Annotated in this window: 14 protein-coding genes; 10 read left to right on the top strand and 4 right to left on the bottom strand. The window is 70.0% G+C overall.

Features of this window, described 5'->3' with window-relative positions; all coding sequences use genetic code 11:
- The first annotated feature begins 153 nt into the window (after positions 1 to 153).
- Both JFB92_RS02730 and JFB92_RS02725 read left to right on the top strand, forming a co-directional pair.
- Complete coding sequence (locus tag JFB92_RS02730; protein ID WP_199034622.1) at positions 154 to 1,458, top strand: extracellular catalytic domain type 1 short-chain-length polyhydroxyalkanoate depolymerase; 1,305 nt, start codon at positions 154 to 156, stop codon at positions 1,456 to 1,458.
- An 87-nt stretch (positions 1,459 to 1,545) separates the two neighbouring features.
- Positions 1,546 to 1,989 (top strand): DUF2269 family protein, encoded by a 444-nt coding sequence (locus tag JFB92_RS02725; protein ID WP_199034620.1) that lies wholly within the window; start codon positions 1,546 to 1,548, stop codon positions 1,987 to 1,989.
- Between the two features lie 3 nt (positions 1,990 to 1,992).
- Here JFB92_RS02725 and JFB92_RS02720 read toward each other — a convergent pair whose 3' ends face one another.
- Both JFB92_RS02720 and mca read right to left on the bottom strand, forming a co-directional pair.
- A complete protein-coding gene (locus JFB92_RS02720) occupies positions 1,993 to 2,577 on the bottom strand; it encodes a YqgE/AlgH family protein (protein WP_199034618.1) in 585 nt (194 codons plus the stop codon).
- Between the two features lie 175 nt (positions 2,578 to 2,752).
- Positions 2,753 to 3,607 carry a mycothiol conjugate amidase Mca gene (gene mca / locus JFB92_RS02715; RefSeq protein ID WP_199034797.1) on the bottom strand — a complete coding sequence of 285 codons (855 nt, stop codon included), beginning with the start codon at positions 3,605 to 3,607 and terminating at the stop codon, positions 2,753 to 2,755.
- Between the two features lie 190 nt (positions 3,608 to 3,797).
- Here mca and JFB92_RS02710 point away from each other — a divergent pair, with 190 nt between their 5' ends.
- Both JFB92_RS02710 and greA read left to right on the top strand, forming a co-directional pair.
- Positions 3,798 to 4,241 carry a DUF4307 domain-containing protein gene (locus JFB92_RS02710; protein WP_199034617.1) on the top strand — a complete coding sequence of 148 codons (444 nt, stop codon included), beginning with the start codon at positions 3,798 to 3,800 and terminating at the stop codon, positions 4,239 to 4,241.
- A gap of 121 nt (positions 4,242 to 4,362) precedes the next feature.
- Positions 4,363 to 4,857, top strand: a complete 495-nt coding sequence (greA, locus tag JFB92_RS02705; protein ID WP_199034615.1) for a transcription elongation factor GreA — start codon at positions 4,363 to 4,365, stop codon at positions 4,855 to 4,857.
- Between the two features lie 69 nt (positions 4,858 to 4,926).
- Here greA and JFB92_RS02700 read toward each other — a convergent pair whose 3' ends face one another.
- Positions 4,927 to 6,204 carry an ABC transporter ATP-binding protein gene (locus tag JFB92_RS02700; protein ID WP_199034613.1) on the bottom strand — a complete coding sequence of 426 codons (1,278 nt, stop codon included), beginning with the start codon at positions 6,202 to 6,204 and terminating at the stop codon, positions 4,927 to 4,929.
- A gap of 290 nt (positions 6,205 to 6,494) precedes the next feature.
- Between JFB92_RS02700 and ilvA the strand changes: the two genes are divergently transcribed.
- The 5 genes from ilvA to JFB92_RS02675 all read left to right on the top strand — a co-directional run bounded on the left by ilvA (position 6,495) and on the right by JFB92_RS02675 (position 9,763).
- On the top strand, positions 6,495 to 7,709 hold the full coding sequence (ilvA, locus tag JFB92_RS02695; protein ID WP_307788996.1) for a threonine ammonia-lyase: 1,215 nt from the start codon (positions 6,495 to 6,497) through the stop codon (positions 7,707 to 7,709).
- A gap of 4 nt (positions 7,710 to 7,713) precedes the next feature.
- Positions 7,714 to 8,403: a uracil-DNA glycosylase gene (locus tag JFB92_RS02690; protein WP_199034611.1), complete on the top strand. Its 690-nt coding sequence runs from the start codon at positions 7,714 to 7,716 to the stop codon at positions 8,401 to 8,403.
- 23 nt (positions 8,404 to 8,426) lie between these two features.
- Positions 8,427 to 8,648 carry a hypothetical protein gene (locus JFB92_RS02685; RefSeq protein ID WP_199034609.1) on the top strand — a complete coding sequence of 74 codons (222 nt, stop codon included), beginning with the start codon at positions 8,427 to 8,429 and terminating at the stop codon, positions 8,646 to 8,648.
- A gap of 62 nt (positions 8,649 to 8,710) precedes the next feature.
- On the top strand, positions 8,711 to 8,938 hold the full coding sequence (locus tag JFB92_RS02680) for an Rv1322 family protein (protein WP_199034786.1): 228 nt from the start codon (positions 8,711 to 8,713) through the stop codon (positions 8,936 to 8,938).
- A 57-nt stretch (positions 8,939 to 8,995) separates the two neighbouring features.
- Positions 8,996 to 9,763, top strand: a complete 768-nt coding sequence (locus JFB92_RS02675) for an alpha/beta hydrolase (RefSeq protein WP_233162195.1) — start codon at positions 8,996 to 8,998, stop codon at positions 9,761 to 9,763.
- Here JFB92_RS02675 and JFB92_RS02670 read toward each other — a convergent pair.
- Positions 9,760 to 11,061, bottom strand: coding sequence for a protein kinase domain-containing protein (locus tag JFB92_RS02670; RefSeq protein WP_199034605.1), 1,302 nt, complete (start codon positions 11,059 to 11,061; stop codon positions 9,760 to 9,762). The genes JFB92_RS02675 and JFB92_RS02670 overlap by 4 nt on opposite strands.
- A 342-nt stretch (positions 11,062 to 11,403) precedes the next feature.
- Here JFB92_RS02670 and chvE point away from each other — a divergent pair, with 342 nt between their 5' ends.
- Positions 11,404 to 12,588 (top strand): multiple monosaccharide ABC transporter substrate-binding protein, encoded by a 1,185-nt coding sequence (gene chvE, locus JFB92_RS02665; protein ID WP_269847754.1) that lies wholly within the window; start codon positions 11,404 to 11,406, stop codon positions 12,586 to 12,588.
- Positions 12,589 to 12,665: the final 77 nt, after the last annotated feature.

Raw genomic sequence — 12,665 nt, 5'->3', positions numbered from 1 at the left:
CGCCGGTGGAGATTCCGCCGATCGGGGGACGGCGTCGGTCGGGCCGGAGCCATGGGAGCGCTTGCCTATCGATGTATCTCAATATATTCTGAGTGGACCCTCACGGAAATTCCAAGCAAGTCTCGACTCCCCTGACAGAGAACGGAATACCCTATGACGGCATCCACCGGATCCGCGCGCCGGCGCGCCGCGGTCGTCGCGGTCACGGCGCTCTTCGCGCTCGCGGCCGCGCTCATCGCGGTCATGCAGCCCCGCGCGGCCAGCGCCGCGCAGCTCGCCCAAATCGACGACTTCGGCGCCAACCCCGGCAACCTCGAGATGTACCTCTACGTCCCCGACAATGTCTCCCCCGAACCGGCCATCATCGTCGCCCCCCACTGGTGCACCGGCTCGGGCCCCGACGTCTACAACGGAACCCAGTACGACGAACTGTCCGAACAGTACGGCTACATCGTCGTCTACCCGTCGGTGACCCGCTCCAGCAAGTGCTTCGACGTCTACACCCAAGCCTCGCTCAGCGGCACCGGCAGCGATTCGGTCAGCGTCAAGTCGATGGTCGACCATGTCCTGTCCACCTACGGGGCCGACCCCGACCGCGTCTTCGCCACCGGGCACTCCTCGGGCGCGATGATGACCAACGTCCTGCTCGGGGTCTACCCCGAGGTCTTCAAGGCCGGCTCGTCGTACTCGGGCGTGCCCTTCACCTGCTTCGCCACCATGGGCGGCTCGGAGTGGAACTCCGAGTGCTCCGGCGGAAACATCGACCGCACCCCGCAGCAGTGGGGCGACGCGGTCCGCGGGGCCAACCCCGGCTACTCCGGGCCGTGGCCGCGCATGCAGATCTGGCACGGCACCGAGGACGACGTCCTCCGCTACCCGAACTTCAACGAGCAGATCGAGCAGTGGACCGACGTCAACGGCCTCGGACAGACCCCCGACCACACCGACCACCCGCAGGCGAACTGGACCCGCACCCGCTACGGCGGCACCGGCGGTCAGGCCCCCGTCGAGGCGATCAGCATGCAGGGCACCGGCCACGACGTGCCGGACCAGGCCGCCGAGACGCTCCGCTTCTTCGGCCTCGACGAACCCGACGACGGCGGGTCCACGACCCCGCCCGATGACACCACCCCGCCCGACGAGACCACGCCCCCGGCCGACGGCGACTGCACCGCCGCGATCGACGTGGTGAACGACTGGGGCTCGGGCTGGCAGGGCGACGTCAGCGTCACCGCCGGAGCCTCCGATGTGAGCGGTTGGACCCTGACCTGGACATGGCCGTCCGGCCAGTCGATCTCCAGTTCCTGGAACGCCGACGTCAGCTCCAGCGGGTCGAGCGTCACCGCCGGCGACGCCGGCTGGAACGGCGCGGTCTCCGCCGGGCAGACCCGCCAGGCCTGGGGCTTCATCGCCTCCGGGCCCGCGGCGGCACCGGAGGTGACCTGCGCGGCCGCATAGGACCGACCGTTGAGCCCCGGCCGCCGCGGGCCGGGGCTCTTTCGCGTTTCGGCACGGCGTCGCCTTAGGTGTTCGTAACATCACTGCATGCACACATTGGTGATGATCGTCCACGTCCTGCTGGTCGTCATCCTGGTCGGCCCGGCGATGCTGCTGCCCTGGGTGGGGGAGCGGGCGCTGCGGGCCGGCGACGGGGAGGCGGTCCACGCCGCCGGACGCAGGACCATGGCCTTCAACGCGCTCGTCGCCGTCGCGGGGGGATTCGGCGTGCTCGCCACGGTCACCAGCGACGAGTACTCGTTCTCCGATCCCTGGCTCATCATCGCCACCACGCTCTACGTCATCGCGCTGGGCAACGGCGCACTGGTCATCCCGGCCGTGTTGGCGCGCATCGGCAAGGACCTGCAAGACGCGCAGGGCCGGCTCGACGGGGAGACGCTCGAGCAGCACCGTGGACGGCTGCTGGCGCTGGCCGGTCTCAACCTGGTCTTCTACACGGCGGTGATCATCCTGATGGTGTGGCGGCCGTGAGGCTCAGTTGAGGCTCGGGTCGCTCGGGTACTGGGCGACCGCCGCCAGCAGCCCGCCCTGGCGCCTCCACACCATCGGCCACAGCTCCTCGGGGTTGCTCGAGAAGGGATCGGTCGGGAGCGCGTCGAAGACCATCCAGGCGCCGGCGTCGATCTCCGACTCCAGTTGGCCCGGAACCCATCCGGCGTATCCGGCGAAGACCCGCATGCCTTCGAGCAGGCCGCCGACCTCGTCGGGGTCCCGTGAGAGGTCGAGGGTGCCGAGGCGGCCCATCACCGGACGGAACGCGTCCGAGGCGGGAGCGTCGGCCTTGCGCCAGCCCAGGGCGATCGCCGCCTCCGGCTGCACCGGCCCGCCCTCGAACAGCACGGCGGGGTCGCCCGCCAGCGGGCCCCAGTCGCCGAGGACGTCGGCGACCGGCATCTCGGTGGCCCGGTTGAGGACCACTCCCAGGACGCCGTCGGATTCGTGGCCGACCCCTATGACGACGGTCCGGTCGAAATTGGGGTCTTGCAGCGTTGGCGTGGCGACGAGGAGACTTCCCACGAACGACTGGGTTCGCGCCGGGGAAGTTTCGCGACTGACCATGACTCCACCTCCGTTCTGCAGCCGCTGCCCAGACCCGCACGCCTGACAATTGGCACGGTATCTCGCGGCAGCGTGCTTGCAACAACGTTCCCGCACTTTCTGCGGAAATACAGTGTGGTGTCGGGAGCCCGACAGTTTCACCCTGACAGAGCGTACTTGCGGGTGAAACGCGGGGTCAGCGGAGCCCGGCGAAAAGGTCGTCCTCCGGCAGGCGTGTGGGCAGGTGCGACTCGACCAGCTCGAAGTCCTCGGTGGGCCAGGCCGCCTGCTGGATCTCGCGCGGGATCGCGAACCAGAACCCGTCCGGGTCGACCTGGGTGGCGTGGGCCTTGAGGGCCTCGTCGCGGAGATCGAAGCAGTCGGCGCACTCCACCCGGGTGGTGACCCGCTCGCTCTTGTCGCGGGCCCAGTCGCGGTCGCCGCTGAGCCAGTCCGCGTAGGGGGACTCGAGGCCGGCGTCGAGCATCGCGTGGTGCAGGGACTCGATGCGGGCCTTGCCGAAGGAGTGGCTGTAGTAGAGCTTGAGCGGCTGCCAGGGCTCGCCGCGGTCGGGGTGGGCCTGGGGGTCGCCGGCGGCGCGGAAGGCCGCGACCGAGACCTCGTGGGTCTTGACGTGGTCGGGGTGCGGGTAGCCGCCCTCCTCGTCGTAGGTGGTGACCACGTGCGGGCGGAACGAGCGCATGATCTCGACCAGCGGCGCGGCGGCCTTCTCGGTCGGCACCAGATAGAAGGCGTCGTCGGGCAGGGGGATGCCGGAGTCGGGGAGCCAGCCCTCGGGGAGGCCGGAGTCGGTGAATCCGAGCCAGTGCTGGTCGACGCCGAGGATCTCGCGGGCCCGGGCCATCTCCTCGTTGCGGATGCGCGGGAGGTTCTGCTGGACTTCGGGGCGGTCCATCTTCGGGTTCAGGACGTCGCCGCGCTCGCCGCCGGTACAGGTGACCACGAGGACCTCGATCCCCTCGCGGACGTACCGTGCCATGGTGGCGGCACCCTTGCTCGATTCGTCGTCTGGGTGCGCGTGGACGCACATCAGGCGCAGACTGCTGGACGAGTTCGACACTGCGTTGGACCTCACAGGTTCGGTGCCACGATAAGGGCTGCGGTGGTTCGGGAGCCGACGCGCGCCGGACGCAAGTTGTCGGCTCTGGCATTCTGTGCAACGATACTCGATAATCGATTCTTCCCCGACCGACCGAAATTCACGCTAGAGAGCCGGCCAGATGAGTGAGACCTTGACCACGGGAGGGCGCGCGCCCGCAGGGGCCGACGTCTCCTTCCCGGAGGGTCGCTACGGCCGCCGCCGCGAGCGGCGGCGACGCCGGCCGGCCCTGGCCGCGGGCCTGACCGCCCTGGTGGTCGTCGGCGGGATCGGGGCCGCGGTGATGCTCCAGGACAACTACGGCCAGGGCGACTACTCGACGAACCTGCTCGCCTACGACGACTCGGTTCAAGGGCATGTCGAGATCACCTTCGAGGTGTACAAGCCGGCCGGAGAAGGGGCCGTGTGCCGAGTGAGGTCGCGAGACCTGGCCGGCGCCGAGGTCGGGGCCGCCGAGGTGGTGATCGCCCCGGGCGAGGCCACCCGCGTCGTGACCAGTTACCCGCTGGCCGTGACGGGGGAGCCCAATAGCGGCGAAGTCCAGCGGTGCTGGGCGGCGGATTGACTTTATCGACTTCAACCCGCCGCACCGGAAATCACGGTCGGCGGGTTTTTCGCTACTCGGAGGAAACCGCGCGGCTCGCGCCGCAGCGCACGGATCGCAATATTCGGAGGAAGCTGAACCAATGACTACCGACAGCAACCAGGGCACTTGGCTGACCCAGGAGGCCTACGACCGCCTCAAGGCGGAGCTGGACGAGCTGGTCGCCAACCGGCCGGTGATGGCCGCCGAGATCAACGCCCGCCGAGAGGAGGGCGACCTGCGCGAGAACGGTGGCTACCACGCGGCCAAGGAGGAGCAGGGCAAGCAGGAGGGCCGGATCCGCCAGCTCGAGGACCTGCTGCGCCACGCGAAGGTGGGCGAGGCCGGGAACAGCGACGAGATACAGATCGGCACCGTGGTGACCGTCGCCTTCGACGGCGACCCCGACGACACCGAGAAGTTCCTGCTGGGCTCCCGCGAGATCGGCGCGACCACCGACTTGACGGTCTACAGTGCCGACTCGGCGCTCGGCGCGGCGATCCTGGGGCACAAGGAGGGCGACACGGTCTCCTACCGGACCCCCAACGGCATGGAGCTGTCGGTCAAGGTCGTCGGGATCGAGCAGTTCAAGGGCTAGGACCCGGTCCCGAACGGACACCGCCCGCGGCGGCCGAGCGGCGCGAGCCGCTCGGCCGCCGTTCTGCTTCTAGGCCCGGGAGGTCCAGCCGACGTCGATGCGCTTGCCGTACTTGTCGAAGTAGTGCAGCGCGTCCATGTGCACGGCCACGGTGATCGGCTGGCCGGCCGCGACGGGGATGTGCGGGGGCAGCCGGAAGACCAGGTCGGCCGGTTTGCGGATCGGACCGGTGTCCTCCTCGCGGGCCGGCTCGGGCGACGAGGCGCCGAACCCGGAGAACAGGCCGGTCAGACGGCGGCGCGGCTTGGAGCCGTTCTTTGCCAGGTCGGGCTTGTCGCCGATCCCGTCGGGCACGATCGCGGTGGCGCCGACGTCGAGGAAGACCAGGGTCTCGTGGCCGTGGTGCTCGTAGAAGCGGACCCGGCCCTGGAGGGCCTGGCCCGGCTGGCCCTCGGCGACCGGGGCGAGGGCCTCGGCTCGGGCGCCGACGACGATCGTCTCGCCGTGGTAGCGGGCCACGGCCCGGCCCCTCAGGTCGTGCCAGGGCAGGCGCAGCTCCTGGTCGCCGAAGTCGAGGGCGACGTAGCGGTCCAGGTAGACGTTGACGCGGGCCTCGATGAGGTTCATGCGCGGGGTGCCCAGGAAGGCGGCGACGTACATGGTGGCGGGCCGCTCGTATATCTCGTCGGGGGTTCCCACGTCCTGGAGGACGCCCTTGCGCAGCACCGCGACCCGGTCGGCCATGGTCAGCGCCTCGGTCTGGTCGTGCGTGACGTAGAGCGTGGTGGCGTCGTGGCGCCGCACCAGGGAGGAGATCTCGGTGCGCAACTCGGCCCTGAGTCCAATATCGAGGTTCGATAGCGGCTCGTCCATAAGGAACAACTTGGGGCTGCGCACCAGCGCGCGGCCCATTGCGACGCGCTGCTGCTGGCCGCCCGAGAGCTGTCCCGGCTTGCGGTCGACGAGGTCACTGATGCCCAATGCGCCTGCCATGTCGCCGACGGCCTGAGTGACGCTCTGCGCCCCGTTCTTCTTGCCGAGTTTGAGGGGGAATCCGATATTGTCACCAACCGACATATGCGGATATAGCGCGAAAGTCTGGAAGATCATCGCGGCATTCCGCTCGCGCGGAGGCAGGTCATTGGCGAATTGGCCGTCGAGGAGGATCTCCCCGTCCGAGGGCGATTCGAGCCCGGCTACCATTCGCAGCACGGTCGACTTGCCGCAGCCGGAGGGGCCGAGCAGGACCAGGAACTCCCCGTGGTTCACTTCCATGTTCAAAGAGTCCACGGCCAGGGTATCGCCGGGGAACACCTTCGAGACGTTCTTCAGCGTGACAGCAGTCACCGGTACTCCAGGGGGTTCGAAAGGGGATCTTTTATTCTCGAGGATCTGCCAGTGAAGCGGATTCATCGACGTGGTTGACTAGGCGTAGCTTAAGCCTTGGGGCTCGGTTTGAGTGTCGGGGGCCACCCTCATCGCTCCAAGTGAACAAGAGGTTACGGAAGGTGTCGCCCTCCGTGCGATGCGGACGGTCCGGGCATCCCGTCGCGGGTGAGCGGGCCGGAATCTGCGTATTGTAACCGGTTTCAAGACTCCGTGGGGGAGAAAATCGCCGCCGGTACTACGCTCGGGGCGTGATCGAGCTCGTATCGCTTGAAGAAGTCCGCGAAGCCGCCGCGGCACTGCGGGGGGTCGTGCGACGCACGCCCCTCGAACCGGCCCGCGACCCGGTCCTGAGCGGCGTCCACCTCAAATGCGAGAACCTCCAGCGGGCCGGCTCGTTCAAGATCCGCGGCGCCTACATGCGCGTCTCCCGGCTCACTCCCGAAGAGAAGCGGCGCGGCGTCGTCGCGGCCAGCGCCGGGAACCACGCCCAGGGCGTGGCCCTGGCCGCCGCCACCCTCGGCGCCCACGCCACCGTCTTCATGCCCGAGGCCGCCCCGCTGCCCAAGGTCGCGGCCACCAAGGGCTACGGCGCCGAGGTCGTCCTCGGCGGCGGAAGCGTCGACGAGGCGCTGGTGGAGGCCCGCCGCTTCGCCGAGCGGACCGGCGCGACCCTCATCCACCCCTTCGACCACCGCGACATCGTCGCCGGCCAGGGCACCATCGCCCTGGAAATCCTCGACCAGCTCCCCGAGACGGCCACGATCGTCGCCTCGGTCGGCGGCGGCGGCCTGGTCGCCGGGATCGCGGCCGCCGCGAAGCAGCTCCGCCCCGACATCCGGATCGTCGGCGTCCAGGCAGAGGGCGCGGCCGCCTACCCGGACTCGCTGGCGGCGGGACGGCCGGTGCGGCTGGACAAGATGCAGACCATCGCCGATGGCGTGGCCGTGGGACGCCCGGGGGACGTGCCGTTCGCGCATGTCAAGGACCTGGTCGACGAGGTCGTGACCGTGACCGAAGAGGACATCGGCCGTGCGCTGCTGTCCCTGCTGGAGCGCAACAAGCTGGTGGTCGAGCCAGCAGGGGCGGTCGCCTACGCCGCGCTCCTGGCGGGCTCGATCGCCCCCGAGCGGCACACCGTGGCGGTCGTCTCGGGGGGCAACATCGACCCGCTGCTGCTGATGCGCCTGATCGAGCACGGTCTGGCCGCCTCCGGGCGCTACCTGCGCTGCAACCTGCGCTGCCCCGACCGGCCCGGCGCCCTGGCCTCGGTCCTGGAGCTGGTCGGCTCCCGCGGCGGCAACATCGTCGACGTCTACCACCAGCGGTCCGACCCGCGGCTGAGCGTCGGCGAGGTCTCGGTCGACCTCTCGATCGAGACCCGCGGCTCCGAACACGCGGCCGAAATCGTTGCGGCCCTGCGGGACGCGCAGTACTTTTTGACGGTGTCGGGTTCTAGCATCTAAGCCCATGGAGAAGAATCTCGAAGATCTCGTGGAACCGGGCTGGGCCAAGGCCCTCGCCCCCGTCGCCGACGACGTCGCCAGGATGGGGGAGTTCCTGCGGCAGGAGGTGGCCGAGGGCCGCCGCTACCTGCCCGCGGCCGAACACATCCTGCGCGCCTTCCAGCAGCCGTTCGATGACGTGAAGGTCCTCATCGTCGGCCAGGACCCCTACCCGACCCCCGGGCACGCCATCGGCCTGTCCTTCGCCGTCGCCCCCGACGTGCGCCCCATCCCCAAGAGCCTGGTCAACATCTTCAACGAGTACCGCGACGACCTGGGCCACCCGCTGCCGGCCAACGGCGACCTCACCCCGTGGGCCGAGCAGGGAGTACTGCTGCTCAACCGCTCGCTGAGCGTCCGCCCGGGCAAGCCCGCCTCGCACCGCGGCAAGGGTTGGGAGTCCGTCACCGAGCAGGCGGTCAGGGCCCTGGCCGAGCGCGGCGGGCCGTGCGCGGCGATCCTGTGGGGCGCCAATGCCCGCGAGCTCAAGCCGCTGCTGGGCTCGATCCCCTCGATCGAGTCGCCCCACCCCTCGCCGATGAGCGCGAATCGCGGCTTCTTCGGGTCGAAGCCGTTCAGCCGCGCCAACGAACTGCTCGCCCAGCAGGGCGGTGAGCCGGTCGACTGGCGGCTCCCGGCGATGGAGGGGGCCTGAGGAGCGGCGCTACCGTGGTAGTCGTGGAGATCCTGGCACAAGAATTCGGGCCGGAGCGCGACCAGGCGATGGCCGGGCCGCTCGGGCTGTTCGTCACCGTCTTCCTGGTGGTGGTGGTCGTCCTGCTCATCCGCGGGATGAACAAGCACGTGCGGCGCCTGGGCGAGCGCGTCGACCGCGAGGAGGCGGCGATGCGGGCCGCGGAGGGGCCGAACGAGAGCCCGGCCGAGGCCGACCGCTCCTAGAGGCGCCGATGCCCCGCAAGAACCGGCGCCGCTCCGAACCCGAGCCGCGGCGCTCCACCGCTATGGACTCCACCATCGTCGACGGCCCCGGCGGCCGCTTCCAGGTCCGCCGCATCACCGGCTCCGCCGCCGAGAAGACCTACCGCTGCCCCGGCTGCGATCTCGAGATCCGGCCGGGGACCCCGCACACGGTCGCCTGGTCCGACGGCGGCGGCGGCGCCGACCGACGCCACTGGCACACCGGCTGCTGGAACGCCCGCGACCGGCGTAGACCCGGACACTATCGGTAGATGAGAAGGCGTCGGCGAGACATAATTCCCACCGTGGCCGTTATCAGATCAGCGAGCATGCTCCCCGCGCGTCGGAACCCGATCACCCTCGAGACCGCCGACGGACTGAAACTCGTCGCCGAGCTGGCGCTCCCCGAGAGCGCCGCGCCGAAGGCGACCCTCATCTGCGTCCATCCGCTGCCCACCCACGGCGGCATGATGGACTCCCACGTCTTCCGCAAGGCCGCCTGGCGCCTGCCGGCCCTGGCCGATACGGCGGTGCTGCGGTTCAACACCCGCGGGACCGAGTCGCAGCAGGGCCGCAGCGAAGGCGAGTTCGACGGCGGCGTGGGCGAGCGGTTCGACGTGGCCGCCGCCGTGGAGTACGCCGAGTTCGCCGAGCTGCCGAACCCGTGGCTGGTCGGCTGGTCCTTCGGCACCGACCTGACCCTCAAGTACGGCCTGGAGCCGGGCGTGGCGGGCGCGGTCCTGATGTCGCCGCCGCTGCGCTATTCGACCGAGGAGGACCTGGCGCGCTGGGCCGCCGACGGCCGCCCGCTGCTGGCGCTCATCCCCGAGAACGACGACTACCTCCAGTACCCCGAGGCCCGCGAGCGCTTCGCGGCGGTCCCGCAGGCCGAGGTCGTCGAGATCTCCGGCGGCGGGCACCTGTGGGTCGGCAAGGCCGAGGAGGCGCTCGACCGGATCGTCGCCCGCGTCCTGCCGGGGTCCGGGCCGCTGCCGCGCGAGTGGGACGGGCCGATGGAGCGCGGCGACACCTCCGCCTACGCGGACAAGACCGTCGCCGCCTTCGGAGGGTTCCTGCCCAAGCCCGAGCGGGACTAAGGCCCGCATTCGAGGAACTCGGCGATGCTCTCGGGCAGCGTCGTCTCGGCGCAGTCGGTGACCGGGATCAGCTGCTCGCCCTCGATGCGCCAGACCAGGCGCTCGGTGGCCTCGCCGTCCCCGCCGGATCCGCCCGGACGGTCCACGGTGGCGGCGACGAAGTCGTCCCCGGAGCACCAGGTGTCGACGACCGTGGCGTCGCCGATCTCGGCGTTGACGCGCCCGGCCAGCTTGTCGGAGCTCGCGCACATCGAGCCCGCCTCCGGGTTGGTGGCGGCGTACGTCGCCAGCGCGGCGCCGCCGACCAGCGCTGCGGTCAGGGCGACCCCGGCGGTGGCGGTGGCGATCTTGCGCAGCCGGGGCCGCAGCCCCTCTCCGACCGGCTGGGGCCGGTAGGGGGTCAGCTCGGTCGAGGCGGCGACGGTGACCGGGCGGAGGCCGCGCCGCGGCAGCAGCGCCGAGGCGACCTCGGCGGGCTTGGTCCCGGGCGCGCGCATACCGGCCAGGTCGATGCCGGTCAGCTGGTCGCGCAGCTCGAACGAGGTGGGTCGGCGCCGCGGGTCGGGGTCGAGGGCGGCGCCGATGAAGTCGGTCAGCTCGGTGTCGACGCCGGGGATGTGCGGCACCGGCGCGGCGCGCAGCAGCGGGTCGGCCGCGTCCTCGCGGCCGGACCTGATCCACGGCAGCCGCCCGCCGAGCGCGGCGTAGAGGACGGTGGCCAGGGCGTAGACGTCCCCGGCGGGGCTGGCGGCGACCTCCCCGGCGATCGCGGCGTCGAGGTGCTCGGGCGCGGTGTAGGGGCCCGGCGGCTGGGAGGCGGCCAGGACCGGGGCGGTGACGTCGTAGGCGGTGAGCTGGAGCAGCCGGTTGGGGCCGACCAGGATGTGCCCGGGCTGGATCGTGCCGTGGATGAGCCCGGCACGGTGGTAGACGGCCAGGGCGTCGGTCAGGGCCACGCCGAGCGCGCGGACCTGCCCGGCGGGCATGGGCCCCTGCTCGGTCAGCAGGTCGGCCAGGGTCCGGCGGGTGGCGCCGACGGCCAGGTAGGGCCGCCCGTTCTCGGTAAGTCCCGCCGCCGCGCACCTGGACAGGTGGGGGTGGGCGGCGAGTCCGGTGAGCTTGGAGGCCCATTCGAGGAAGACTTCGCGGCGGGAGCCGTCGACCCGCTCATGTGCGACGGTGACGCACAGGAGACTGGTCGGGTCGGAGGCGACGATGCCGCTGAAGACGCTGCATACCGGGTCGCGGTGCAGTAAACGGTCGACGGTGGCGGCGCCGACTGTCGTGGTGCCCGACATGCTCACCTCCCTTCGGGGTGTCCGCTCTTCGGGGGGCGTGATTTGCCACCAAATGTGAGGCTATCCCATCCGATCGGCGGAGTGGTAGTCGGCTGGAGGCATGTGGCACGAACGGGTGGGGGATTCGACCGCGCGGGCTGTGACTGCCGGGACGGTGCGTCCGATGTGCCGGAAGTCGACCCCATGTCGTTTCCATGCCTCAAGCTATTTGCAACGATTCGGACACAGGACTTCCGTGCTGTTGACGCTTGTGGAAAAAAGTTGAAGCATCGAGGACGTCTTGACCCCCAGAGCCGTTGCCGCTATAGAGCGGCAGCGCCTGGTACGAAGGAGTACTACTTGATGAACGTCATTCGACGACGCGCTTTCGCCGGTCTGCTCGGCGTCGCCGCACTGTCCATGTCCATGACCGCCTGCGCGTCGGGAGACGACGACAGCGGCGGCGACGGCGGCGAGTGCGATGTGAACATCGACCCGGTGGCCGCGACGGTCCCGGAGGGATTCGGCTCGGAAGGCGAGGGCGAGCGCCCAGAGGTCGACGACCCCGGTCGCGTCGGCATCGCGATGCCGACCCAGACCTCTGAGCGCTGGATCGACGACGGCGACAACCTGGTCGAGGAGTTCGAGTCCTCCGGATTCGAGACCGATCTGCAGTTCGCCGGGGACGATGTCGGCACGCAGGTCGACCAGATCGAGAACATGATCACCCAGGGCGCCGACGTCCTGGTGATCGCGGCGATCGACAACCAGTCCCTGGGCGGCGTGCTGGAGCAGGCCAAGGCCGAGGACATCACGGTCATCGCCTACGACCGCCTGATCCGTGAGACCGAGGACGTCGACTACTACGCGACCTTCGACAACTACCAGGTCGGCGTGCTCCAGGCCCAGTCGATCCTCGACGGCCTCAACATCGAGGAGCAGGAGGGCACCTGCAACATCGAGCTGTTCGCCGGTTCGATCGACGACAACAACGCCTTCTTCTTCTACGACGGCGCGATGGACACCCTCCAGCCGTACATCGACGAGGGCGCGCTCGAGGTCGTCTCGGGTGAGACCGACATCAACACCATCGCCACCGAGCGCTGGGACGGCGAGGTCGCCCAGAGCCGCATGGACAACCTGCTGAGCACCCACTACTCGAACGAGGACGTCCACGCGGTCCTGTCGCCCTACGACGGCATCAGCCGCGGCGTCATCGCCTCGCTGGAGGCCAACGGCTACGTCGCCGACGACAACCTGCCGGTCGTGTCCGGCCAGGACGCCGAGGTCGCCTCGGTCCAGATGATCATCGAAGGCCGCCAGACGGCCACGATCTTCAAGGACACCCGCAACCTCGCCAGCGTCACCGTGGACATGGTCGCCACCCTGGCCAACGGCGAGGAGCCCGAGGTCAACGACACCGAGTCCTACGACAACGGCGTCAAGGTCGTCCCGTCGATGCTGCTCACGCCGTACATCGTCACGGTCGACAACTACGAGGAGATGCTGGTCGACACCGGCTACCTCGACGCCGCCGAGCTGGAGTAAGTCCCCGTTCGCGGAAACCGCGAGCCCCTCGCCGGGGCGCTCCGCCCACTCGGAGCGCCCCGATACCTCTCTCCAGA

The organism is Glycomyces salinus (assembly GCF_016428645.1).
Lineage (GTDB): Bacteria > Actinomycetota > Actinomycetes > Mycobacteriales > Micromonosporaceae > Glycomyces > Glycomyces salinus.
Note: the sequence above shows the minus strand (reverse complement) of the source record. Positions and strands in the feature narration are given on the sequence as shown.